Below are 23,981 nucleotides of genomic sequence, written 5' to 3'. Positions count from 1 at the left end.
TCCGTTCCAGCAACTCGGGAGCCGGCATGCACGGGATCGTAGGGGGCGGCCGAACCGCAGCGAGCCAGATACGATCGGTCAACTTCCCGCCTCTGCTGCCGACTTCTTGCTCACGAACTGCTTCGCCGCCTCGACTGCTTCCCTGTTGAGTTCCTCGAAGGAGACTCCCCAGCTCTCTTCCCAGCCGTCCAGGTTGTGTGCGCAGTGGACAAGTGGTTCCAGCTCTTCGGGATAGCTGAGGTCGTAGGCGATGTCTGCCCAGATGAAGTGGGTGCCGGTGGTGGGATCCAGGGTTCCGTCGGCGATCTGACCGGCTACCCAGTAGGCCATCGCCCATTTTGCGGCCCGAGGGTCGGCGGGCGGATGGAAGAGCAGCCCCAGTTCCTCCAGCACCTGGTCGAAGAGAGCTGACGCTTCGGGCTCCTCGTTCCGGCGGAGGCCGGCCAGTATGGCGAGGGAGACATTGCCCAATAGTGGCGCGACAGCGGACGTCGGGTCCTTGTCAGCTGAGGAACTCGGCGAGCGGAAACGAACTGCGCCCCCGATCGAGGGGCGACTGCCTCAGCTCACCGCCACGCCGTACGGCTGAGCACCGACGGCAACCGTCGAGATGACCTTGAGGGATGCGGAATCGATGACGGCAAGGGTGCCTGCTCCCTGGTTGGTGACGTAGATCGCGTGATCGGTGACCTCCAGATTGAACGGGTCGGTGCCGGGCGGGCCTAGGGCGATGGTCGCTGAGACATGCTTGCTTCCAGTGTCGATCACTGAGACGTTGCCGGGCCCGAGATCGGCGGAGTACGCGTAGCGGCCGTCCGGGCCGATGGCCACGTCGAAGGGGCCTGTGCCGACGTTCACGGCGGTGGCCTTGCCGCTGTCGGTGGCGATGGCGAGGACCCGCGTTCCGACCTCGTCGGCGACGTAGGCCGCCTTGCCGTCCTTGGTCACGGCGACGGCGACCGGCGATCGCCCCGCGGCGATCTGCCGGACGACCCGGTGGGTGCGGGTGTCGACGACCGACAGGCTGCCCGATCCCGCATTCGCCACGTACGCCTGGGCACCGTCGCCGCTGAACGCCACGTTCACCGGGGACCTGCCGACGGGGATGGTGGCCAAGGCCCGCCGGTTATGGGTGTCGATCACGGAAACGGTGTTCGAGGTGCCGTTGGTGACGTAGAGGGACCCGCCGTCCGGGCTCAGGGCGACTCCGCTGGGGCTCTTGCCGACGGGTACCGTGGCCACGGTCTTGTAGGTGCGGGTGTCGAGGACCGAGACGCGGGCCGAGCCGCTGTCGGCGACGTAAAGGCGCCTGCCGTCCTTGGCGATGGCCACCCCCTCGGGTGCCGTGCCGGCCGGCACCGTCGCGACCACCTTGTGGGTGTGGGCGTCGATCACCGAGACGGTGTCGTCCTGCTGGTTGGTGACGTAGATGCGGCTGTCGGCGTCGGCAGGCGCCGGCGACCGGCCCGCGGCCGTCGGGTGCGCGGAGGCGGTCGGCAGACAGGAGACCAGCAGCGCGGCGACGCCCACCGCGAGGGCCGGCCGGAACGTACTGCCGCGGCGTCGGCGGCCCGCTGCTGGGGTCCGCGAGGCAGACAACATCGCGCCTCCTGTGCACAGTGCCGTGGTTCGGTCCGGATGGTCCGGCCTGGGGTCAGGTCAACAGCCCGCGGGCGTAGTAGTCGCTGTCGTCCCGGACGCCTGGGAGCGCGAAGAAGTAGCCTCCGCCCCGAGGGCTGATGTACGGCACCAGGGCTTCGCTCTCCAGCCGGGTTTGCATGGCGATGTAGGTTTCGAGTTCCTGCTGGAAGCAGATGAACGCGTGTCCCATGTCGAGTTCAGGAAGGTTGGGACTGCGGTCGTAGTCGTAGCTGCGGCGCAAGATGGTGCTGGTCGCCGCGGTCTGCGGGGTCTGGGGATTGGCGAGCCGGATGTGACTGTCGAGCGGGGTGATCAGGCCCTGCGGGTCGTTGGTGTAAATGGGGTCGAGCAGATCGGAGTCGTTCTCTCCCTGCGCGTAAATGGGGGCGCCGCTCGCCTTGCGACGGCCGAAGATGCGTTCCTGCTGGGCGACAGGCACCTTCTGCCATGCCTCGATGAAGAAGTGCACGATACGCACCACGTAATAGGTGCCGCCCGTGGCCCAGACCGGTTCGGCGCTCTTCGGCTGGACCCAGACCACCTGGTCCATCTTGGCGGCGTTGGTGGTGTCCGGGTTCGCGATGCCGTCCTTGAAACCGAACCAGTCGCGCCGGACACCGACGGGGCGTTCCGGATTGCGCTGGCCGTCGATGCGCCAGCGCAGCTTTGCCGCCGACTTGGTGTGAGTCAGGATGTCGAGCAGTGCGTTCACCGTTGTGTCCCGGTGATCGGCGCATATCTGGACCAGCAGGTCCCCTTGGCTGAGCGCGGGATCCAGGTCGTCATGCCGGAACGGTGTCATCGTGACGAGTTGGACCGGCTTCCGGGCCCGCAGACCGTAGCGGTCGTCGAAGAGGGAGGCGCCCACCCCGACGGTCAGCGTGAGGCCGTCCGCGACGACCGTGGGTCCCAGGATGCCGGTGCTGGACGGTGCCGCGGTCGAAGACGTCTTCGGCGGCCTGCCCCCCGCGGTGAGGAAGCGGGCTCGTGCGGTCAGCGTGCGGAACAACTCGGTGAGTTCCCTGCGGTTGGCCGCGGTGACGTCCAGCGAAACGAAAACAGCGTCCTGTTGGGGAGGAGTGGCGATGCCCGCCTGGTAGTAGCCATGGAAGGGAATCGTCCGAGACTTGGGTTCCGTCGTGGCCCCGGACGGCGTTCCTGCGACGGTCGTACCGTCTCTGAGGGTGGTCCAGCCTGCCGCTCCGACAGCGAGGCCGGCAGCGGTGCCTTGCAGGAGCGTCCGCCGCGCGAACGCACCCATCGGGCAGCCTGCTCCGCTCCATTCTTCGTCCGGATGGGCCTTGTCGGTCATGACGACGTTCTCCATCGGTCGGACAGTGACCTTCTACCTTATTTCGGGTGCGTCAGGCCTACCACTCGGAAGTGTGACGGCATGGCCAGGCCATGCCCTGGCGATTCTGGCGAGCAGGTCGCGCGTACTCGAATGGTTCACCGCCGAGCGTCAGCTGTTGTGGAGGTCGGACGGGTCCGGTTCGCTTGTGCACGCTGACGGTCCAGATGTGTGTGGCGCGCGCCTCTTATCGGCTTCAGCCCGACCTGCGCCGTCGACGTCATCGCCTTCTGCAACGCTCCGAGCATGGGCCCAACAGCCCGGCTTCCGGCTCTTGAAGTAGCTTCTCCACCTGGCTCAGGCGAGCGGTACACGCTTGCGGAGCAACTGGCTGCCGGACGGCGTCGAGCCGGTCCGGCACATGATCGGCCGGGCGTTAACTCGGTCAGCTTCTCGAAGTCCTCACAGCACGGGTGCCGCGTCGGCCAGGAGGGGGCCGGCGCCGTCCGGCGCGCCGGAGAGGGCCTGTTCGGTCCAGATGATCTTGCCGCGGTGGGTGTAGCGGGTTCCCCAGCGCTGGGCGAGTTGGGCCACAAGGAACAGGCCGCGTCCGCCCTCGTCGGTGGTGGTGGCCCTGCACAGGCGAGGGGAGGTGCTGCTGCCGTCGGCGACCTCGCAGATCAGGGTGCGGTCGCGCAGCAGGCGCAGGCGGATGGGCTCGGTTCCGTAGCGGATCGCGTTGGTGATCAGTTCGCTGATGATCAGCTCGGTGGTGAAGGCGATCTCCTCCAGGCCCCACACCTCAAGCTGGCGGCTGGCACCGGCGCGGATACGGCGCACGGCCGCGGGGTCCCGTGGTACGTCCCAGGCCGCGACCTGGGCGGGGTCGAGCAGGCAGGTGCGGGCTACCAGCAGGGCGACGTCGTCGCGGGGGTGGTCCGGTTGCAGGGCGTCGAAGACTGCCTGGCAGGTGTGCTCCGGATCGCGGGCCGGGGTGTGCGGGGGTTCGGTGAGGGCCTGCCGTAGCAGGGCGAGGCCGGTGTCGATGTCCCGTTCACGTGTCTCGATCAGGCCGTCGGTGAACAGCACCAGGCTGGACCCTTCCGGCAGCCGCAGGTCGACGGTTTCGATGGGCAGGCCGCCGCCCAGGCCCAGGGGTGGGGAGCCGGGTATGTCGGGGAGGACGACCGTGCCGTCCGGATGGACCAGGGCGGGTCCCAGATGGCCGGCCCTGGCCAGGGTGACCTGTTCGGCCACCGGATCGTAGATGGCGTAGAGACACGTAGCCCCGGTGACGTCCTGCTCACCCTCTGGTCCGTCCGCGTCGATCCGGGTGACCAGCTCGTCGAGACGGCCGAGCAGTTCGTCGGGAGGCAGGTCGAGGGCCGAGAAGTTGTGCACCGCGGTGCGCAGGCGCCCCATGGTGGCGGCGGCGTGCAGGCCGTGGCCGACGACGTCACCGACCACCAGGGCAACGCGGGCTCCGGACAGGGGGATGACGTCGAACCAGTCGCCGCCCACCCCGGCCTGGGCGGGCAGGTAGCGGTGGGCGACCTCCAGCGCGTTCTGCTGGGGCAGAACGCGGGGGAGCAGGCTGCGCTGCAAGGCGACGGCCACGGCGTGTTCCTGGGTGTAGCGGCGGGCGTTGTCGATGCACACCGCGGCGCGGGCGGCCAGCTCCTCGGTGACCGGGAGATCCTCTTCCTCGAACGGGCCGCTGTGCTCCGAGCGCCAGAAGGTGACCAGGCCCAGCACCACGCCGCGGGCCTTGAGTGGCACGCTGATCAGCGAACGGAGCCCCAGGTCGGGTACCAGGCGGGCAAGCTCCGGTACCTGGGCAAGCCAACTGGGGGAGACAGTCAGATCCCGTTCCAGTACCGCGTGCCCGCCGGCCAGGGCCATCGCCATCGGGGTGGCCGCGTCCCAGTCGACGCGCTCGCCGGCTGCGGGCAACGGAGGACCCTGCCTCACGCCGCGGCACGCGATACGGAGCAGACCCGCCGTGTCCTCGGGCTCGGCGCCGTGCAGCACGGGTTCCAGCAGCTCGACGGTGGCGTAGTCGGCGAAGCGGGACGTCGCGACCTCGGCGACCTCCTCCGCAGTGCGCGTCACGTCCAGGGTGGTGCCTATCCGCATGCCCGCTTCGTACAGCAGCCGCAACCGCTGCTGGGCCCGCTCGGCCCTGCCCGCGAGCGTCCGCAACTCGGTGGCGTCCCGCAGCGTCACCGCACTGCCCGGCTGTCCGCTGTAGGGAGCGGTGGGCCTTACGTTGACGGCCAGCAGCCGTTCCCCCGCGAGGTGCATCTGGTCGGTGACCGGACGGTCCGCCGTCAGCAGGTCGACCATCCCCGGATCCAGGCCCAGGGCGGCGATGGGGCGCCGCTCCACGTCCGGGGGCAGATCCAGCAGCCGCCGGGCCTCGTCGTTGGCCAGCATCAGCCGCCCGTCTCCGGCGGTGATCAGCACGCCTTCCCGGACGGCGTGCAGCACGGCGTCGTGGTGCTCGTACATGCGAGTCACCTCCGTCGGGCCGAGGCCGTGAGTCTGCCGACGCAGTCGTCGGCTCACCAGCGCCGATCCGCCCGTGCCCAGGGCGAGCGCGACGGCGGCCGCCCCCAATACCACCGGCACCTGCCGGTTCACCACCGCGTTCACATGCTGGACGGTGATCGCGACGGACACCGCACCGACGATCTTCCCGTCTGCCCGGATGACGGGCACGCCAGAGTCCACGGCCGGACCGCGGGAGGTGGCGAAGGTCCTCGTGACGGTGAGGCCCTGGACCGTCTGCTGCTGATACGGGCCGATGACGCGTTTCCCGATCAAGGAGGGATCGGGGTGGGTGAGACGGATCCCGTCGCGGTCGAAGACGACGACGAAGGCGACGCCGGTCTGCTTACGGACCTGCTCGGCACGCGGCTGCAGGATCGTGGTGGGATTGCGGCTGGTCAGCGCCTGCGCCGTTCCCGGTGCGCTCGCGAACGTGTGGGCCACCGCCAGTGTGCGAGCACGGGCGTCCTGCAGGCTGTCGCGCCGGGCCTGGAGCACCAAGGCTACGACGGCGGCAATGACCAGGGCGACCACGACCGCCGCCTGCAGCACGAACACCTGTCCGGCGACGCTGCGCCCAAGCCCCCGGAGACGCGACCACAGGGACGGGGCGCGGTGGGGAGACCCCTGGGGGCACTCGTGATGGGCGAGCTCAGGGCCGGGGGCTGAGGCACATGCGTGCCGCCTGCGCAGTGACCATGAGACCGGCCATCGCCTCGAAAGTCCCACCATCTTTCTTTTCTAGCATCGCGTGGCTTGGGAGCCCGGGTTCTTGCGCGAAGGGGAAACTGCGCTCCGGGAGCTCCCCTGGCCTGGCCTCAGGCCATCCGCCTCTCGCCGGGGCTGCATATGCAGAACGGGCGTGCGTCAGGCACTACCCGCAACCTCTCCCCAAGGTTGCGCCGTTAGGTGAGGCATGCATCCCGAGCTCCACATCTGTCACCATGACGAGAACGACTGGACCGTCGTCGAGATCCGCGGAGAGGTCGACGTGTACACCGTGCCCCGCATCCGCGAACACTTGGGCAAAAGGATTCAGGCGGGCCGGCACCGCCTCATCGTCGACCTGACGGGGACGACATTCATGGACTCGACCGGCCTTGGGCTCCTCGTCGGCATCCACAAGCGGATCCGTACACGCGCCGGCGCCCTGCGGCTGGTCATCGTGAACCCGAACATCCGGCAGATCTTCACCGTTACGAGCTTGGACCAGGTTTTTCCGATCTCCGATTCAACGCAAGCCGCGATGGGGTGAAGGAACCCCGCAGGCGAGGGGCGCTCCTTTTGCCGCTGACGGTGGTGTTCATTGACCGGCTTCTGGCCACGCTCCTTCATCTCCACAAGTCGCGGCCTTACCGATGGACGATTCGGCGGTCACGCAGCCACCGCTCGTGCCCGCCGTATGCCCCGTAGGGGCCGGTCCGGGGAGCGGGTGGCTCGGTCCTTTGTGTCCAGGTGTAGACGCGCATGAGGGGGCCGATTACGGTTGCGTGCTGATCATCCACTGGTGAGGGGGGACGTCCATGCAGTCGTCGTTGGCCGCCGACGAGCCGGGCGGCTCCGGCACACGTGAGTCGCCAGACCCGCGACGGCACCCCGCGTGGGCTCGCGGGGCACTGCGCGCGGTGACGACGGTGCACGCGGCGACCCTGTTCACCCAGGCCGTCCTCGCCGGGCGGTTCTTGTCCGGCGACTACGACATGCTCACCGCGCACGCGGTCAACGCCAATGTCATCGTCGCCGTCGGCCTCGTGCAGGTCGTGGTGGCGGTGCTGTACTGGCGCCCGGGCCGCGGTCCGGGCTGGCCCGCCGTGGTCAGCGCCGTGCTGCTCGTGGCCGAGGCCGGGCAGGCCGTCCTCGGTTACCAGCGGACCCTGGGGGTGCACGTCCCGCTGGGCGTGACGCTCATCGCCGCCGGGCTGCTGCTCCTGGTCCAGGTGTGGCGCCCCCTGCCCCCGGGCCCTGTCACGGCCGCGCCCGGTGACGCCGGGTCAGTGTCCGGGAGGGTGCCGCCGCCCGGATCGTCCCCGGAGGCGTCGCGGTCCGCGCGGGAGGTCTCGTGAGGCCGGCGATACCGCGCCGCCGTCTCCTCGGCGTCCTGGGCGGCGCGGCCGCCCTGGCGGCGGTGGGCACACAGATCCCTCGGCTGGCCGCCGGCGTCCAGACCGGGGAACTGCTCCGCAGCCTGCTGCCGCTGCCCGCCCCGTACCAGGTGCCGCTGCCGGTACCGCCGGTGCTGACCCCGCGCCGGGACGCCACCACCGACTACTACGAGGTGACGCAGAAGGTCGCCACCCAGGAGATCCTGCCCGGCCACACCACCGCGATCTGGGGGTACGAGGGGATCTTCCCCGGGCCCACCCTTGTCTCCCGCAGCGGCCGGCGGACCGTCGTCCGCCACCGCAACGCGCTTCCTGTGCCCGCAGTCGTGCACCTGCACGGCGGCCGCACCCCGTCTGCCAGCGACGGCTACCCCACCGACCTGATCGTGCCGGACGGGTTCACCGGCCCGCTCCCGCACCACGACCACCGGGCCAGCCTGGCCCACGGCTCACGCGTCTACGAGTACCCGCTCCAGCAGCGGGCTGCCACGCTCTGGTATCACGACCACCGCATGGACTTCACCGGCGCCGCCGTCTGGCGCGGACTGGCCGGGTTTCATCTCGTACACGACGACGAGGAGGAGGCCCTGCCCCTGCCGCGCGGGGACCGGGACATCCCCCTCATGATCACCGACCGCGCCTTCGACGCCGACGGCTCCTTCCGTTACCCCGCGACCGACCCGACCCTGCTGCACACCCCGGGCGTGCAGTCGGACTACGTCGAAGGGGTCCTGGGCGACGTGATCCTGGTCAACGGCGCGCCGTGGCCCGTCCTGGAAGTCGACGCCGCCCGCTACCGGCTGCGCATCCTCAACGCCTCCAACGCACGCCGCTACCGGCTGGAGCTGGACCCCCAGCCCGCGGGCGGCGGCGCCCTGGTGCAGATCGGCTCCGACGGCGGCCTGCTGGCGGCCCCGAGAGCGCACGACGCGATCGTGCTGGCGCCCGCGCAACGCTTCGACGTCGTCGTCGACTTCTCCCGCTACCGGGTCGGCGAGGAGGTCACCCTGGTCAATCGGCTCGGCAGCGGCACCACCGCCGCGGTCATGCGCTTCCGGATCGCCCGGCGCGCCACCGACGACAGCACCGTGCCCGCGCTGCTGTCGGGCATCGAGCGCCTGGACCCGGCGCGCGCGACGGCGACCCGTACCTTCGCCTTCCGTGACCAGGGCGACGAGGGCTGGACGATCAACGGCCGGCCCTTCGACCCGATGCGGGCGGACGCCACCCCCCGGCTGGGCGGGCTGGAGGTCTGGCGATTCACCAGCGACTTCCACCACCCGGTCCACCTGCACCTGGTGCACTTCCAGGTGCTCTCCCGCAACGGCGAGGCCCCCGGCCCCTACGACGCGGGCTGGAAGGACACCATCGACCTGAGCCCGGGCGAAGCGGTCTCGATCATCACCAGATTCACCGGCTACCGGGGGCGTTTCGTCTTCCACTGTCACAACCTGGAGCACGAGGACATGGCGATGATGGCCAACTTCGAAGTCGTCTAGCTGGAACTCGACGAAGCACTACTCGGCTGTTGGTGACCGACTGTGTTCACTCGCGCGCCGTAAGCTCACCGCCACCGTGCCGGGCGGTCCCGTCGCGGGTGTCGCGGCGGCGGGTGCCGGCGTGGGCCTGCGCGAGACCGAGGTGAGCTGGATGTCCATCTCGGGCTGCCGTCCCCAGCGGCAGCCCGGCTGACCCTACGGCTCCGGGCGGTTGATCCGGGCGAGCAGGAGGGCGACGTCGTCGTCGGGGTGGGGCGCGAGTTGGTTCATTACGGTTCGGCTGAGGGCTTCCAGCGGCAGCGTGGAGTTGGCGGTCAATACGTCGCAAAGCTGGGCCAGGCGCTGGTCGAGGTCCGTGTAGCGGGTCTCGACGAGGCCGTCGGTGTAAAGGGTGAGAATGCTGCCTGGGGGCAGCGGCAGCTCGGTCGGTACGAAGTCGGTGCCGTCGACTCCCAGCGGCGCCCCGGCGGGCAGTTCCAGCAGTTCGGCGGTGCCGTCAGGGTGGACGACGGCAGGCGGGGGATGGCCTGCCCGGGTGATCGAGCAGCGGCCGGCCACCGGGTCGCAGACCGCGTAGACGCAAGTGGCCAGGAGTGCGTCAGGAAGGTCCGTCGGACTGGTGTCGAGCAGGCTGGTGCCGAGCTGCCGCAGCAGCTGTTCCGGGGGCAGCGCCAGGCGGGTGAGCGCACGCATGGTGCTGCGCAACTGCCCCATGGCGGCAGCGGCCTCGATGCCGTGCCCCATAACGTCCCCGACCACCAGGGCGGCCCGTCCGCCGGGCATCTCCACGACGTCGTACCAGTCACCGCCGACCTCGTTGACGTCGCTCGCAGGCCGATAGCAGTGGGCGACCTCGATTCCGGGCGGGGGCGTCAGCCGGTGCGGCAGCAGGGTGCGTTGCAGCGTCACGGCGGTGTCGTGCTCGCGGGTGTACAGGCGGGCGTTGTCGAGGTAGACCGCCGCGCGGGAGGCCATGTCGCGGGCGAGCGTCACGTCGTCGGGCGAGAAGGGCCGGGAGGGGACCGACCGGAAGAAGCCGGCCGCCCCCAGCACCCTGCCGCGGGCGAGCAGCGGGACCATCAGCAGGGAGTGCACCCCCAGCTCGCGAAGCCGCCGGACGACGTCGGTGTGGCAGGAGGAGGCGCCGATGGCTCGCTCGTCCACCTCCACGACCACGAACGGGTCCCGACGTGCTATGGCCTGCACATACGGTGAGTCCAGCGGGAAGTACAGGGTCGCGCCCAGCGGGGCGAGGACCTCGGCCGCCGGCGAACCCGGGGCCGCGGACTTGCCGAGCCGCCGTACCGCGATGCCGTCGGTCAGGTCGCTGCCGGGCTCCGCGGCGTCGTCGGCGACCGCCGCCAACAGGTCCACGGTGGCGATGTCGGCGAGTCCGCGCAGCGCCACATCGGCCAGTTCCTGCGCGGTCTGCCGCATGTCCAGGATGGTGCCGATACGGGTGCCGGCCTCGTTGAGCAGGTCGAGCCGCCGGTGGCTCTCCGCGGCCGCGTGCTCGGCCCGGTCCTGTGCGGTGACGTCGATCACCGAGGCGCCGACGCCGAACGGACGTCCCCGGGTGTCTTCCAGGCGGAAGTAGGAGCAGGACCACACCCGGTCCTCACACGGGGCCGCCGGGGTGCGGCCCGTCACACGGAGGGCGACCACGGGCTCGCCGGTGTCCAGCACCCGCTGCATCACAGACTCCACCTCAGCGGTGTCTATATCGGGCAGCAGGTCGGATACCCGCCGGCCGAGGTGCTCGGCCTCGGGTACGCCGTTGATCGCTTGCAGGGCGCTGTTGACCCGCAGAAAGCGCAGTTCGCTGTCGAGGGCGGACAGCCCGACCGGCGACTGGCCGCGCAGGCCTTCCATGATGGCGCGGGACACCCGCATCTCCAGCGCTGCGGAAACGTCCACGAGGAATGCGAGCACGTGACCGTCGGCGCCGGGCGGTTCAGGGACCCGGTGGGCGCACACTGCGAGGTCCACCAGGTGCCCGTCCCGGTGCCGCACCCTGCACGGCCTCGTCGCTGCACGACCTAGGGTGAGCCGCTCCAGCAGCGACCGGGCCCCTGGACGGCCCTCCACCGGGACGAGCCGCTCCCCCCGGCTGCCCAGCACCTCCTCCGCCGGGTAACCGAGCAGGGCCTCAGCTCCCGCATCCCAGTAAGCGATGCGGCCCAGGGCATCCACCCGCACTCCGGCCACCAGTAATTCGTCCGGCCACAGACGGCCCCCGGCGCGTATCCCGGCCGCCTGATCGAATGCCTCGCGACGGTGCATGGCGCACCTCCCAGGCTGCTCACTTCCACTGCCTGCATCCTGGACATGTCCGGCCTGGCACCGCCGGTCTCGGCGTGGGCCTACACCTTGCCCCGCGCCTACACCAGACGGCCGCAGATCGCCGCCATCACCACCCGCCGCGTCATCCGCACCGTGCGGCGGGCCCTGCGCCACGCCGACGCAGCTGAGTGGAACTCTGAAGGAATGATGCCCGCGACGCCTCCGGGTGAAAACGGCCGTTGACGTCATATTGGTTCCGGTTCAGCCCGACTTGCGAGGCCGCGCGTACCGCAGTGAGGCTGGTAGCAGGGAAGGCCGTTTTCTCGTGGGCCCCGGCGTCCGCCTGTACCTGAATCTGATGGATCGCCCGGCGGCGGCCTGTGCTACGCCTCCGGCTCTGGCGGGGTGCCGCCGTGCACCCAGTGCCACGGCTCCGCCGGCAGAGCCGTCCCATGCCTCGTTCCCTGCGTCAGGGATGTCCCCGACGCGGCGACATCGATCGAGAAGGCATCATCATGTCCCTCAAGGAAATCCTCCCCGGCCGTCTCGGCTTCGGCACCGCCCCGCTCGGCAACATGTTCCGCGCGATCCCCGACGAGGAGGCCCTCGCCACCGTGGAGGCTGCCTGGGACCAGGGCATCCGCTACTACGACACCGCCCCCTTCTACGGAGCCGGCCTCGCCGAGGAGCGCCTGGGCAAGGTGCTCTCGGTCAAGCCCCGCGACTCCTACGTGCTGTCCACCAAGGTCGGCCGCGTCATCCTCGACGAGCCGGAGACCGCCGTCCGCGAACTCGGCGAGAAGGGCGGGATCTTCGAGCACGGCAACCCCAACAAGATGCTCCACGAGTGGACCGCCGCGGCCACCGAACGCTCCATCGAGGACAGTCTCAAGCGCCTGGGCGTCGACCGCCTCGACATCGTCTGGGTCCACGACGTCTCCCAGGACTTCCACGGCGACCTGTGGCTGCAGAAGTTCGAAGAGGCTCGCACCGGAGCCTTCCGGGTGCTGTCGCGGCTGCGCGACGAGGGCGTCATCCAGGCCTGGGGCCTGGGCGTCAACCGCACTGAACCGATCGAGCTGACCCTGGCCCTCGACGAGCCCCAGCCCGACGGCTTCCTCCTCGCGGGCCGCTACACCCTCCTTGACCACGAGCACGCCCTGCAGCGGCTGCTGCCCATGGCCCAAGAGCAGAACGTCGGCATGGTCGTCGGCGGCCCCTACAGTTCCGGCATCCTCGCCGGCGGTGCCCACTTCGAGTACCAGCAGGCCCCGCCGGAGATCATCGAGCGCGTCCGCAAGCTCAAGGCCCTCGCCGAGAAGCACGGCGTCGGCATCAAGGCCGCCGCCCTGCAGTTCTCCCTCGCTCACCCCGTGGCCGCCGCCGCCGTCCCCGGCGCCACCCGGCCCAGCCGCATCGCCGAGGACACTGCCGCCCTGAACGAGACCGTCCCGGCCGCGTTCTGGCACGACCTGCGCGCCAGCGGCCTGGTCAGCCCCGCTGCCCCGCTCCCCAACGGCGCCTGACCGTCCCAACCCCCCACCCCAGAATCAGGAGAACGACCATGGCATCGACCTCGGTCAGCCGCGTAGTGCCGGCCTCGCCCCAGAAGGTGTGGAGCCTCGTTGGCGGCTTCGACGCCCTGCCCGACTGGCTCCCGTACATCCTTGAGAGCACCGCGCTCGAAGGCGGCCGGGTCCGTCAGTTGAAGAACCCGGACGGCGAGGTCATCGTCGAGCGCCTGGTGGACTTCAACGAGACCGAACGCCACTACAGCCACGCCATTGTCGAAGCACCCTTCCCCGTTACCGGTTACGTCTCCACCATCCGGGTCCACGCGGTTCCCGGCCATGAGGACATCGCCGAGGTGCAGTGGTCCGGACGCTTCGCCCCGACGGCGTCAGTGATGACGAGGTGGTCGACCTGTTCACCGAGATCTACCGCGACGGCCTCGACGCCCTGCACAAGACGCTGTCCGGCTGACAACGGATGGGGGAGCGGTAGCCGGTGTGATGTGTGGTACGGGCATGGAGATGCCGGAAGGAATCGTGCGCCAAACATTCACAATGACCACTGACTGAACATACCTGGAATCCAACTTCGATCATGGATTGGCCAATTGTGGCCATTTACTCCATTCTTCGGAGTTTCGGTCTGACTCTGGATGATGGAAGCGGGCCCTGTCCTGTCACGGCTTGAAATGCTGTGCCCGGCCCGCGCTTGGGGGGTGAAAGGCGTGTCCGAGGAGTCCGAGAGAGTCGGAGCTGTCAGCCGGTTCCGTTATGACGAGATTGTGACCGAGCTCCGTCAGGTCCTTGAACAGCAGGCGCAGGGGCAGTTCACGATCGGTGACCGTGCGCTGGAGATCGAGCCGATGCGTCTGCCCGACGACGGGGCGGCCCCGTCTGGCCGGGACCTGTTCAGCGTCCGCCAGACCCTGGCCCGGCTCGCGGAGGACATCGGCCTGTGCCGCAGTACGGTGGTGAACGTCCGCTGGACAGCGGCGCGGTGGCCGAAGAAACATCGTCGGGCGGGGGTGTCCTTCACCGTTCACCGGGTCCTGGGCAGCATTCCTGACGAGGCAGAGCGGTTCGCGGCGATCAAGACCTTGCCCGTGGGCAAGAGCCGGTGGACGGTCGACGACGCCAGGCGGAGGGTCGGACGTCAGGTCGCGAACCCCGTCTCGCCGGAGGAGAAGATCACCGCGATCCACTCGCTGGCCCGGGCCGAAGAGGTCGCCGCGGCGGTGACCTCGGACTTCCTGAAGCGGCCGACGGTCGCAGCGAAGGTGCTGGAGCAGGAGAAGGTCTGGGTGGTGGAGGACCTCACCCGGGACGAGTCGGTGGCGACCACGGCCGTCACGGGTCTGCTGCGCCGTCCGGACGTCGCGTTCCAGGCGATGGCCGACGATGCCGCCCGCTTCCAGGTCAACCAGGCCCAGGACGAACGCAGCCGGCAGGCCCGCGAGGACGAGGATGCCGACCGTACCAGCCCCATGGCCCCGGCCGTCCGGCACATCGACCGGACGGTGGAGTTCCTGGACCTGGTCACCTCTTGCCACGCCTGCGTCGCGGCCGCCAACCGCACCGTCTCCGGTCTGCCGGACTGCACCCTGAGCGAGGACGAACGCACGATCGTGCACCAGAGCGTTGCGAGGGTACGGGGTGTGTTGACTGAACTGAAACTGGAGTTGTCGCAGGTCAGTGACCTATTGGGGGGCGTTGGCTGACGTGTGGGCGACGCTGACGGGCAGAGCCTCTCAGGTACGGCGATCTCGTCCAGCGGCGAGTTCGGGCTGACGTTGTCGGGACGCGCCTTGATCTGCGACAGCAGATCCCGCAGGGGGCGGATCTGCAGGCGTGACACGCTGTTCACCAGCTGATTCCGGCCGCCACCGGCAGATGGTCGCTGCCGGTGGCGGGAAGCACCCACGAGCTCTCCGGCTTCACGCCGCGGACCAGGATCTGGTCGATCCGCGCCACCGGGAACTTCGCCGGCCAGCTGAAGCCGAAGCCGTCCCCGGCCGCGTCCTGGACCGAGTGCAGCCGCGAGGTGATCTCGGAGAACGCGCGGTCGTCCACGGTGCCGTTCAGGTCGCCGAGCAGCACCACCCGCTCACTCTGATCGGCGGCGATGGCCTCACCGAGCGCCTGTGCGCCTCTGTCCCGTGAGGCCGTCCAAAAGCCGTTCCTGGGCAACAGTCGTACGGACCCCAGGTGGGCCACATACACCGTCAGCGGCCCGTGGTCCGTGGCCACCGTGGTGCGCAGCGCCCGGGTGTAGGTCATCTTGATCTCGACCGGCTTGGTGTCCGCCAGCGGCCCGTAGTCCATCTTGATGTCGACCGGCCGGGTGTCCGACAGCGGCAGCCTGCTCCACAGCCCGACCGTGCCCTGCACTGTGTGGTACGGGTACGCCCTCGCCAGCCCCTTTTCGTACGTGCCCCGGGCCTGCTGGGTCAGCTCCTGCAGCGCCAGCACGTCCGCCCCGGAGGCGGCCAGGTCACGCGCGGTGCCGGCCGGGTCGGGGTTGTCGGCGCCGACGTTGTGGCTGACCACAGTGAGGTCGCTGCCCGGGTGGGACTTGTCACCGAGCAGCCCGCCGAAGAGGCTCAGCCACACCGTGACCGGCAGCAGCAGCGCGGCCACCGCGGAGGGGGAGCGGCGCCACAGCGCCCCGGCCAGCAGCACCGGGATGAACAGGCCGAACCACGGCAGGAAGGTCTCCACCAGGCTGCCGAGGCCCCCGCGGTCCGTGATCTGCGCGTGCAGCGGCATGACCAGGCCGAGCAGCAGCGCCAGCGCCGCGAGCACCGGGCCGCGCTTCCACGGGCCCGGCCGGGAGGCGATGCGGATCGCCCGGCGGATGCCCGCGCGCCAGGTGGTGGAGCCGGCATCCCGGTGGCCGGCGGCCTGTCCAGGCGCCGCCGTGTCCGCCTGCGTCATCGTCCGTCCTCGCCCACCGTCGGTGCTGCCCGTACGAAAAGTGCTGGTCACTGCTGCATCCTCGGGTCCTGGGTGGCGTCGGCGGGTGTGGTTCATTCCGCCAGTCAACGCAGCACGGTGTTGTCGGCACGTATGGGATTTTCGATACGCCGACGATATGCGCCGGCTCGTAGCATCGAGAGCATGCGCGTGTTGATCGTCGAGGACGAACCCTTGCTGGCAGAAGCCATCCGCGACGGCCTGCGCCTGGAAGCGATCGCGGCCGACATCGCAGGTGACGGCGACACCGCTCTGGAACTGCTGAGCGTCAACGCCTACGACATCGCCGTCCTCGACCGCGACATCCCCGGACCGTCCGGTGACGAGGTCGCCACACGCATCGTCGCCTCCGGCAGCGGCATGCCGATCCTCATGCTCACCGCGGCCGACCGTCTCGACGACAAGGCCTCCGGGTTCGGACTCGGCGCCGACGACTACCTCACCAAGCCGTTCGAACTGCAAGAGCTCGCGCTCAGGCTCAGAGCACTCGACCGCAGGCGCGCCCACAGCACGCCTCCCGTGCGAGAGATCGCAGGTCTGCGCCTTGACCCGTTCCGTAGACAGGTCTACCGGGGCGGCCATTACGTCGCGCTGACCAGGAAGCAGTTCGCAGTGCTCGAAGTCCTCGTCGCCGCCGACGGCGGTGTCGTCAGTGCCGAAGCACTCCTGGAACGCGCGTGGGACGAGAACGCCGACCCGTTCACCAACGCCGTACGCATCACCGTCTCGGCACTGCGCAAGCGTCTCGGAGAACCCTGGATCATCGCCACCGTGCCAGGCGTCGGCTACCGCATCGACACGCAATCAGAGGCCGGTCACTCGGGAGGCGAGCGTGGATAGAGCACCTGGGTTGAGCGTTCGCCTCAAACTCACCCTCAGCTACACCGGGTTCCTCATGCTTGCCGGCGTCCTGCTGCTCGCGGCGGTGTGGTTGTTCCTCCTGCGTTACGTGCCCGAGCGCGCGCTCATCGTCCCCGGCTCCACTGGCACCTCCACTCATGGTGTTTTTCCCGTCCGGTCCAACCTTCTGCACGTTTTCGCCCCGAGGGCAGCCGCAGTGTTGGCATTCCTGCTGGTGTTCGGCGCCGTGGGAGGGTGGATCCTCGCCGGCCGGATGCTCGGCCCGCTGACTCGCATCACGGGCGCCACCCGCCTGGCCTCGACCGGATCGCTCTCCCACCGAATCCGGCTACCGGGCCGCAAAGACGAGTTCCGCGAACTCGCCGACGCCTTCGACACGATGCTGGCACGGCTCGAAGCGCACGTCGCCGAACAGCAGAGATTCGCAGCCAACGCCTCTCACGAACTGCGCACCCCGCTGGCGATCTCGAAGGCACTTCTCGACGTGGCCCGCACCGATCCGAACTGCGACACCGGCGAAGTCATCGACCGCCTCCACGCCGTCAACACCCGGGCGATCGACCTTACCGAGGCGCTGCTCCTACTCAGCCGCGCTGAGCAGCGGTCCTTCACCCGAGAACACGTCGACCTGTCCCTCATGGCGGAAGAAGCCACCGAAACACTCCTCCCCCTCACGGAAAAGCATGGCGTCACCATCGATACCTGCGGCGACATCACCCCCACGAGCGGATCGCAAGCGCTCCTCCTGCAGCTGACCACGAATCTCGTGCACAACGCGATCGTCCACAACCTGCCTGCGCAGGGCACCGTGTGGGTCAACACCAGCGTCCGCCCCAAGACTGTGGTGCTCACTGTCGAAAACACCGGCGAGAAGCTCACCCCAGAGCTGGTCTCGACGCTCACCGAACCATTCCAGCGCGGCACCGAACGCATACGCACCGACCACGCAGGCATCGGCCTCGGCCTGGCCATCGTCAAAACCATCACCCACGCGCACGACGGAACACTCACCCTCACCCCGCGCTCCGCCGGCGGGATCCGCGTCACTGTGGAGCTACCCGCGACAGACCCACACCCCGACAGGTAACGAATCAGGGAATCGGTGCGCCCCCACCACACGGCACGCTGTTCGCGGCGACTGCGGGCAATGTCGGGGGCACCGCAATAACGGCCTCCCACATCACACGACGCATAGTCGTCGCTGCGGAGCACCTCCGCTTCGGGCACCGACCGCCGAATCGTGGCGAGCCTTTTGTCACGGTCGGCGATGCCCGCGCTGACGGGATCGGAGTAGAGCTGGGCGATCCAGCGACCGTCAGGCAGGGGAGGCTGCTGTTCGACCGGCGTGGCCGACCGCGTCGCTTCAGCGGTTGGCTGTCCCGTCGGATCCGTCGTCGCGCCCGATGTTGCGTCCTTTGTCGGGGCCGCCGATGCCTCGGCAGTCCGCTCGGGCGGGAAACTCGCCGCGGTGGTCGTCGGCTGTGTGGGCGTCGTGCTCGGCGAGGTGCCCACCACACTGCTCGCCCCGTCGTTACCCGGACCGCGAAGTGTGAGCACCAGCGCGGTCGTCACGGCCGTGGCGGCCGCCAGCACCGCCGCGGCCACCGCGATGACGGCCGGCTTTCGATTTTGCGGAAGGCCAGGCGCGAGGGCGGATCTCGGGGTGTCCACCTGGGTGGGCGGATACCCGGGAGGAAGCGCCGGAGCTGGCTGCACCGACGCGGTGACCGTCGGCTGCTCCCAGCGAGGCGGCGAGCCGGACTCCACCCGCGCGAGCATCGCGTCCAGCTGCTCGGCATCCGGCCGGGCCGCCGGGTCGCGTACCAGCAGAGCCTGGAGCACGGGGGCAAGGGCGCCGGAGCGCACCGGCGGCGGCACGGGCTCTTCGAGCACCGCGGCGAGGGTGGCGAGTGTCGTGGCACGCCGCAGCGGGCTGACGCCCTCGACGCTCACATACAGCAGCAGACCGAGCGACCACAGGTCGGACGCGGGATCGTCGTCCTGGCCGCGGATGCGCTCAGGAGCGATGTACTCGGGTGATCCGACGAGTTCGTCCGTCGCTGTCAGCGAGGTCGAGCCCCGCATCCCCGCGATGCCGAAGTCGGTGAGCACGGCCGTTCCGTCGGCGCGCAGCAGAACGTTGGCCGGTTTGACGTCCCGGTGGTGGATACCGACCGCATGGGCGGCCCGCAACGCGGACAGCACCTGACGTCCCAGGCCGGCCGCCTCCACGGGCGTCAGCGGGCCGGCCGAGAGCCGTTCCTGGAGGGAGGGTCCGGGCACCAGCTCTATCACGAGCCATGGGTGGGGATCCATATCGACGATGTGATGGATGGTCACGACGTTCGGGTGATTGAGCCGGGCCAGCGCCCGGGCTTCGCGCAGCACGCGCTCACGCGAGACGTCCGACACCTCCGCGTCCGACCGTACGGCCTTGAGCGCGACCTCCCGCTGCAGCACCGTGTCCCTTGCCCGCCACACCGTGCCCATTCCGCCGCTTCCGAGCCGTTCGATCAGCTGGAAGCGTCCGTCCACCAGGTCTCCCCCTGCACCCATGCGCAATAGGTTAGGGACTGCGCAAGATTACGGAAGGCGGTTGAGACGGCCCGCTCATCGACCTGGTGAACATCGTTGAGGGCCTGAGGGACCTCGGGTCATGGCCTGGACATCGTCGGCCGTGGCCGCGCGCACGGGCGGCAGGCCGGCGCCATCCTGCGGGCCGGCCGTGGCGGCTGGCGCCGTGTGGCACTCGACGAGGTCCCCCTGTCGCCGAGGTGAGTGAGCTGTGTTGGATGGTGCGCAGGCGTGCCAGAATTCGCCGGCCCCGCTCCAGCAGTTCGGGAGCAGTGTCCTGAACGCAGCGGTGTCCGGTTCTCGCTAGTCCGCGGTAAATGCCTGGACTGAGAAACCCTGCGGACGGGAGACTTCCGACTTCCGAACCTCCGGGAGTGTGATGGGGACAACAGATACGCGAGGGCCGACGCCGGGCAGGAGCGCGGTCGTTCTGGCACTACGCCGCTACGGTCGGGAACTGCTGCGACTACGACTGCTGGCCCTGCCCGCGCTGCTGTTACCGGCCGTGGGCAACATCGGCATCCGGTACGTCGCTCCCCTGCTGATCGCCAAACTGGCAGGACAGGCCGCCGACAACGGCGGTCTCACCCTCAACTCGGCGCTGCCGTACGTGCTGGGCTTCGGCGTGACGCTGCTGCTCGCCGAGGCCGTGTGGCGGATCGGGCAGCACTGCCTGAACCGCGTGGACGCTCTCGGCATGGAACACCTGTACGTGAGCGGCATGGACGAACTCCTCGCCAAGGACGCGGCATTCTTCCACGACAACTTCGCCGGCTCCCTGACCAAACGGGTGCTCAGCTTCGGCAAGCGCTTCGAGGACTTCGTCGACACGGTGACGTACCGGATCGTGGGCAGTCTCGTCCCCCTGGTGTTCGGTGCCGTGGTGCTGTGGAGCTACGAACCGATGCTCGTCGTCGGCCTTCTTGTGATGATCGCGCTGACCGTGGTGGCCGCGACGCCTCTGGTTCGTCGTCGGCAGAGGCTCGTCAACGACCGTGAGGCGGCGATCGCCCGGGTCTCCGGCCACGTCGCCGACAGCCTCATGAACATGGAGACCATCCGGGCGTTCGCGGCCGAGCGGCGGGAGGCCGACGAACACCGCAGCCGTGTCGCGGACTCCCGGCGCCTGACGCTGAGGTCATGGGACTACGGCAATCTGCGCGTCGACATCCTGGTCGCCCCCATGTCCGTGCTGACCAACGTGCTGGGTCTGTTGGTCGCCATCGCCTTCGGTGGCTCGGGCCAGGGAGTCGAGGAGATCGTCGTCGCTTTCACCTACTACTCCAACGCCACACAGATCATGTTCGAGTTCAACCAGATCTACCGGCGTCTGGAAAGCTCGATGACCGAGGCCGCGCAGTTCACGAAGCTGCTGCTGGATCCGCCCACTGTGCTCGACCCGACGAAACCCGAACCGCTCGCGCCGCGGGACACAGGCATCCGCTTCGAGGCGGTGACCTTCGCCCACACGGGTGCGAAGCCGATTTTCCAGGGACTCGACCTGGACGTGCCCGCCGGCGCACGGATCGGTCTGGTCGGCAGGTCCGGCGGCGGCAAGACCACGCTCACCCGGCTCCTGCTGCGGATGTCGGACATTGACGACGGACGCATCCTGATCGGTGGTCAGGACATCAGCCGGCTGCGCCAGACCGACCTGCGCTCACTGATTGCCTACGTCCCGCAGGAACCCGCCATGTTCCACCGCAGCCTGCGGGACAACATCGCCTTCGCCCGGCCCAGCGCCACCGACGAGGAGATCCACGTGGCGGCCGCGGCAGCGCACGTCACGGAGTTCGCCGACCAACTCCCCGACGGCTTCAGCACTCTGGTGGGGGAGCGGGGAGTCAAACTCTCGGGCGGCCAGCGCCAGCGCGTCGCCCTCGCCAGGGCCATCCTGCGCGACGCCCCCATCCTGCTGCTCGACGAGGCGACCAGTGCGCTGGACTCGGAGAGTGAGCTCCTCGTCCAGGACGCACTGTGGCGGTTGATGGACGGACGTACGGCCCTCGTGGTCGCCCACCGCCTGAGTACCGTCGCCGGCATGGACCGTCTCGTCGTCCTCGACCGCGGAAGCGTCGTCGAGCAGGGCGCCCACGAGGAACTGCTCGCGGCGGACGGTGCCTACGCCAAACTGTGGCAGCATCAGTCGGGCGGCTTCCTCGGCGAGAGCACCGAGTCGGCCCTCGGACGCCCGGTCCCAGAAGCCGGTCCCAGCGGGCTACCCGGACCGGCCGACCCGGCGCCGGACGGGGGCCGCAGGACGTCGTCGCACGCTCGTACGGGCACCGGCTCCACGTGACCGAGTCGGTTTCCGGACATCCTCGACCGCCGGCGGCGTCACGCTGATACGTCCGTCGCGTGCGGCAAACCGCGAAGCGCCGCGGGAATCTCATGAGGTGACTCGGCCCAGGGGATCCCGCGAGTCGCGATGAGTCCTGCGGCGTGCGGCGGTCGTACTGTCGAACCCGTTACTGAGGAGGACTTCGGATGCGCAGCGTGACCTATTCGATGAGCGTCTCCCTTGACGGCTACATCGTCGGGCCGGACGGCGGCTTCGACTGGACGGCGCCCGGCGAGGAGGTCTTTCGCTCCTGGATCGACGAGATCCGAGAGGTCGACGTCCACCTGTTGGGACGACGGCTGTACGAGACGATGCTGTACTGGGAGACCGCCGACCAGGATCCCTCGCTCGACAACTCAATGCTCGAGTGGACCGCGCTCTGGAAGCCGCTTCCGAGGGTGGTGTTCTCCACCACGCTGTCGGCGGTACAGGGCCATGCCCGCCTGGCCTCCGGCGGCCTGGCGGAGGAGATCGAGCGGTTGCGAGCCGAGCCGGGGGAGGGCGACATCGCGATCGGCGGCGCGACTCTCGCCGCCGAGGCGGCCGCGTTGGGGCTGATCGACGAGTACCGGGCCAGGGTCTACCCGGTGCTGGTTGGCGGTGGCATTCCGTTCTTTCCCCAGCGCGAGCGCCGGGTGGATCTCGAACTCGTCGAGACCCGCACCTTCAGCTCGAGAGTCGTCTACCTCCGCTACCGCGTGGCGCGCTAGCCGGCTCGTCCGCCGAGGCTTGGGAAGAACGGGCCAGCCGGTGAGGGTCTCTGACCGGGGATCATTTTTACTGGCCGTTGAGGGCGAGGGCGGCGCGGGCGATGTCGCCCTCCACGTCGACACCCGCACCTCGCCGGCCCGGCGCTCAGCCAGGGCCGCAGGCTGCCCAAGCCCGGCCAGCCGGACCCGCGTCCGTCGCGGACTATGGTGCGGGTCTGTCCGCGGGGCACGCCGCGTGCGGCTGGTAGTTCACCACCCAGCACGAGACTCGCCCACTGCCCAGTACGTCGGTGTGCGGGTGGCGAACATGGCTAATACTCCAGCTGTAGATCGTGATCTTCATGTCTGGGATGCGGCTTGTCGCTGGTAATGGCTGGTGCGTGATCGCTGCTGATGGCGGCGTCGCCAGTCGGACCAGCCGAGTCGGTGGGCGATGTCGTGGAGGGGCTGGACGACGAGCGTGATGAACAGGCGCTGGATCTCGTTGCAGGACAGCGGGACCAGCGCGTCCGGGGCGGGGTTGCGGGCGTGTTCGTCAGCGCGGACGACGGCCAGGAAAGCGTGGGCGAGCATCGCGAGGGTGACCCAGCGGGTCCAGGAGTGGTAGCGGCGGACTTGGTGCTCATCGAGTCCGGCCAGCCCTGTCTCACTCTGGAAGGTCTCTTCCACACGCCATCTGGATCCGGCGATCCGCACCAGCTCGGTCAGCGGCACCGGCTGGGGCGAGAAGCAGCGGTAGTAGGCGAGTTCGCCGGTGGTGCTGTTGCGGCGGATCAGGAGTTGGCGGCTGCCGGGCGCCGCCTCGGTGAGATCGATGACGGCCCAGTCGTAGAACCGCTGCCCCTTCGCACCGCGTCCAGCCGAGAGCTGCCATCCGCGTCCTTGGCGAAGACCGGCAGCCGCCGCTTCAGGGTGCGGTAGGCCGGTGGGTTGATGCCGGCTTCTTCCAGCACCCGCAACGAATCCAGCTTGCTGGTCGGCTCGATGATCCGTGCGAGCAACAACTGCCGGAACACGTCATCTCCGCGTGCGGCGTCGCGCAGGCCCAGTACGTCGTAGGCATCCGTCAAGGCGTCCCACAGTGATTCATCCTCGACGACATGATCGGCAGCGGCCCGCCACCGGCGTCGCCGGCGGGCGCCAGATCGAGGTCCAGCTCACCCTGCCCGGCAGCCAGGCGCTGCCGGGCGACTGCCTTGAGCACCCCCAGTTCAGCGTCGTCGTGCGCCGAACCGATGTGCTCGATATCGCGCGAGCCGCGCCGCGACGAGTGCACGATCTGCACCGCCCGCGCGCCCGAGGCGGTCTTCACTATGCGCAGGTACGGAGACACCGACTCACCCTACGAGCCCCGGATTTAGTGCGCAGATTTCGCACGTCTCGGACGCAGAACCGCAGGTCAACGCTACCCGCATCCTCCAAGATCCACATCACGGCCCAAGTCGGGTCATACCCAAGCTGCTTCGCGGCCACGTGCTGCAGACCTCTATCGAGCACTACAACACCGGCCGAAGTCACCAAGACCATGGGATCGGTCTGCGAGCTCCGACCAAGGCCCCGGGGAGAGTCGCGTTCGCCCGATTTGATCATGTGGTGGGCTCCGGACGCAGAGCGGGCACGGCGCTTGTAGATCATGGAGTTCTCT

General features: G+C 69.2%; 16 protein-coding genes and 3 pseudogenes. 10 read left to right on the top strand and 9 right to left on the bottom strand.

Translation table 11 applies throughout. The features are described 5' to 3' along the window. Window positions 1-78: 78 nt before the first annotated feature. From ACIQFZ_RS30160 to ACIQFZ_RS30145, 4 genes are all read right to left on the bottom strand, one after another. Window positions 79-471, bottom strand: coding sequence for a hypothetical protein (locus ACIQFZ_RS30160; protein WP_402692674.1), 393 nt, complete (start codon window positions 469-471; stop codon window positions 79-81). A gap of 90 nt (window positions 472-561) precedes the next feature. After that, entirely contained in the window at window positions 562-1,602 is a 1,041-nt protein-coding gene (locus ACIQFZ_RS30155) for a beta-propeller fold lactonase family protein (protein WP_402692673.1), read from the bottom strand. A 52-nt stretch (window positions 1,603-1,654) separates the two neighbouring features. Continuing rightward, window positions 1,655-2,968: a Dyp-type peroxidase gene (locus ACIQFZ_RS30150; protein WP_376654458.1), complete on the bottom strand. Its 1,314-nt coding sequence runs from the start codon at window positions 2,966-2,968 to the stop codon at window positions 1,655-1,657. Between the two features lie 426 nt (window positions 2,969-3,394). After that, the gene (locus ACIQFZ_RS30145; protein WP_402692672.1) at window positions 3,395-6,214 is read right to left on the bottom strand and encodes a SpoIIE family protein phosphatase; all 2,820 of its coding nucleotides are present in this window, start codon (window positions 6,212-6,214) and stop codon (window positions 3,395-3,397) included. A 184-nt stretch (window positions 6,215-6,398) separates the two neighbouring features. Between ACIQFZ_RS30145 and ACIQFZ_RS30140 the strand changes: the two genes are divergently transcribed. The 3 genes from ACIQFZ_RS30140 (at window position 6,399) to ACIQFZ_RS30130 (ending at window position 9,083) form a co-directional block, all read left to right on the top strand. Beyond that, a complete protein-coding gene (locus tag ACIQFZ_RS30140) occupies window positions 6,399-6,737 on the top strand; it encodes an STAS domain-containing protein (RefSeq protein ID WP_402692671.1) in 339 nt (112 codons plus the stop codon). A 268-nt stretch (window positions 6,738-7,005) separates the two neighbouring features. Further along, window positions 7,006-7,545 carry a hypothetical protein gene (locus tag ACIQFZ_RS30135; RefSeq protein WP_383060962.1) on the top strand — a complete coding sequence of 180 codons (540 nt, stop codon included), beginning with the start codon at window positions 7,006-7,008 and terminating at the stop codon, window positions 7,543-7,545. Further along, the gene (locus tag ACIQFZ_RS30130; protein ID WP_402692670.1) at window positions 7,542-9,083 is read left to right on the top strand and encodes a multicopper oxidase family protein; all 1,542 of its coding nucleotides are present in this window, start codon (window positions 7,542-7,544) and stop codon (window positions 9,081-9,083) included. Before ACIQFZ_RS30135 ends, ACIQFZ_RS30130 begins: the two co-directional genes overlap by 4 nt. 195 nt (window positions 9,084-9,278) lie before the next feature. Here ACIQFZ_RS30130 and ACIQFZ_RS30125 read toward each other — a convergent pair whose 3' ends face one another. Further along, window positions 9,279-11,366, bottom strand: a complete 2,088-nt coding sequence (locus ACIQFZ_RS30125) for a SpoIIE family protein phosphatase (protein WP_383060965.1) — start codon at window positions 11,364-11,366, stop codon at window positions 9,279-9,281. A 515-nt stretch (window positions 11,367-11,881) separates the two neighbouring features. Between ACIQFZ_RS30125 and ACIQFZ_RS30120 the strand changes: the two genes are divergently transcribed. The 3 genes and pseudogenes from ACIQFZ_RS30120 to ACIQFZ_RS30110 all read left to right on the top strand — a co-directional run bounded on the left by ACIQFZ_RS30120 (window position 11,882) and on the right by ACIQFZ_RS30110 (window position 14,595). Continuing rightward, entirely contained in the window at window positions 11,882-12,892 is a 1,011-nt protein-coding gene (locus ACIQFZ_RS30120; protein WP_376654455.1) for an aldo/keto reductase, read from the top strand. 38 nt (window positions 12,893-12,930) lie between these two features. After that, a pseudogene (locus tag ACIQFZ_RS30115) lies at window positions 12,931-13,349 on the top strand (SRPBCC family protein). Window positions 13,350-13,602: 253 nt separating this feature from the next. Beyond that, a complete protein-coding gene (locus ACIQFZ_RS30110; protein WP_365425845.1) occupies window positions 13,603-14,595 on the top strand; it encodes a DUF6192 family protein in 993 nt (330 codons plus the stop codon). Between the two features lie 142 nt (window positions 14,596-14,737). Here ACIQFZ_RS30110 and ACIQFZ_RS30105 read toward each other — a convergent pair whose 3' ends face one another. Beyond that, window positions 14,738-15,811 carry an endonuclease/exonuclease/phosphatase family protein gene (locus ACIQFZ_RS30105; RefSeq protein ID WP_402692669.1) on the bottom strand — a complete coding sequence of 358 codons (1,074 nt, stop codon included), beginning with the start codon at window positions 15,809-15,811 and terminating at the stop codon, window positions 14,738-14,740. A 183-nt stretch (window positions 15,812-15,994) separates the two neighbouring features. On the opposite strand from ACIQFZ_RS30105, the gene ACIQFZ_RS30100 reads away from it, so the two are divergent. Together ACIQFZ_RS30100 and ACIQFZ_RS30095 are read left to right on the top strand one after the other, a co-directional pair. Further along, a complete protein-coding gene (locus tag ACIQFZ_RS30100) occupies window positions 15,995-16,690 on the top strand; it encodes a response regulator transcription factor (protein WP_402692668.1) in 696 nt (231 codons plus the stop codon). Beyond that, a complete protein-coding gene (locus ACIQFZ_RS30095) occupies window positions 16,683-17,798 on the top strand; it encodes a sensor histidine kinase (RefSeq protein WP_402692667.1) in 1,116 nt (371 codons plus the stop codon). Before ACIQFZ_RS30100 ends, ACIQFZ_RS30095 begins: the two co-directional genes overlap by 8 nt. A gap of 752 nt (window positions 17,799-18,550) precedes the next feature. Here ACIQFZ_RS30095 and ACIQFZ_RS30090 read toward each other — a convergent pair. Further along, a pseudogene (locus ACIQFZ_RS30090) lies at window positions 18,551-19,201 on the bottom strand (serine/threonine-protein kinase); the annotation flags it as partial. A gap of 463 nt (window positions 19,202-19,664) precedes the next feature. Between ACIQFZ_RS30090 and ACIQFZ_RS30085 the strand changes: the two are divergent. Further along, window positions 19,665-21,584, top strand: coding sequence for an ABC transporter ATP-binding protein (locus tag ACIQFZ_RS30085; protein ID WP_402692666.1), 1,920 nt, complete (start codon window positions 19,665-19,667; stop codon window positions 21,582-21,584). Window positions 21,585-21,772: 188 nt separating this feature from the next. Then, window positions 21,773-22,336 (top strand): dihydrofolate reductase family protein, encoded by a 564-nt coding sequence (locus ACIQFZ_RS30080; protein WP_402692665.1) that lies wholly within the window; start codon window positions 21,773-21,775, stop codon window positions 22,334-22,336. Between the two features lie 339 nt (window positions 22,337-22,675). On the opposite strand, the pseudogene ACIQFZ_RS30075 reads toward ACIQFZ_RS30080, so the two are convergent. Together ACIQFZ_RS30075 and ACIQFZ_RS30070 are read right to left on the bottom strand one after the other, a co-directional pair. Beyond that, a pseudogene (locus tag ACIQFZ_RS30075) lies at window positions 22,676-23,290 on the bottom strand (IS701 family transposase); the annotation flags it as partial. A 112-nt stretch (window positions 23,291-23,402) separates the two neighbouring features. Beyond that, window positions 23,403-23,669: a hypothetical protein gene (locus ACIQFZ_RS30070; RefSeq protein ID WP_376654749.1), complete on the bottom strand. Its 267-nt coding sequence runs from the start codon at window positions 23,667-23,669 to the stop codon at window positions 23,403-23,405. Between the last annotated feature and the right edge of the window lie 312 nt (window positions 23,670-23,981).

The sequence above is a fragment of the Streptomyces sp. NPDC093064 genome, assembly GCF_044754605.1.
In the GTDB taxonomy this organism is placed as follows: domain Bacteria; phylum Actinomycetota; class Actinomycetes; order Streptomycetales; family Streptomycetaceae; genus Streptomyces.
Note: the sequence above shows the minus strand (reverse complement) of the source record. Positions and strands in the feature narration are given on the sequence as shown.

Bases quoted from the DNA above. Each gene is read 5' to 3' on its own strand.
- ACIQFZ_RS30155 (WP_402692673.1), bottom strand. From the start codon at position 1,602: ATGTTGTCTGCCTCGCGGACCCCAGCAGCGGGCCGCCGACGCCGCGGC.
- ACIQFZ_RS30150 (WP_376654458.1), bottom strand. From the start codon at position 2,968: ATGGAGAACGTCGTCATGACCGACAAGGCCCATCCGGACGAAGAATGG.
- ACIQFZ_RS30145 (WP_402692672.1), bottom strand. From the start codon at position 6,214: ATGGTGGGACTTTCGAGGCGATGGCCGGTCTCATGGTCACTGCGCAGG.
- ACIQFZ_RS30140 (WP_402692671.1), top strand. From the start codon at position 6,399: ATGCATCCCGAGCTCCACATCTGTCACCATGACGAGAACGACTGGACC.
- ACIQFZ_RS30135 (WP_383060962.1), top strand. From the start codon at position 7,006: ATGCAGTCGTCGTTGGCCGCCGACGAGCCGGGCGGCTCCGGCACACGT.
- ACIQFZ_RS30125 (WP_383060965.1), bottom strand. From the start codon at position 11,366: ATGCACCGTCGCGAGGCATTCGATCAGGCGGCCGGGATACGCGCCGGG.
- ACIQFZ_RS30120 (WP_376654455.1), top strand. From the start codon at position 11,882: ATGTCCCTCAAGGAAATCCTCCCCGGCCGTCTCGGCTTCGGCACCGCC.
- ACIQFZ_RS30105 (WP_402692669.1), bottom strand. From the start codon at position 15,811: ATGACGCAGGCGGACACGGCGGCGCCTGGACAGGCCGCCGGCCACCGG.
- ACIQFZ_RS30100 (WP_402692668.1), top strand. From the start codon at position 15,995: ATGCGCGTGTTGATCGTCGAGGACGAACCCTTGCTGGCAGAAGCCATC.
- ACIQFZ_RS30085 (WP_402692666.1), top strand. From the start codon at position 19,665: ATGGGGACAACAGATACGCGAGGGCCGACGCCGGGCAGGAGCGCGGTC.
- ACIQFZ_RS30080 (WP_402692665.1), top strand. From the start codon at position 21,773: ATGCGCAGCGTGACCTATTCGATGAGCGTCTCCCTTGACGGCTACATC.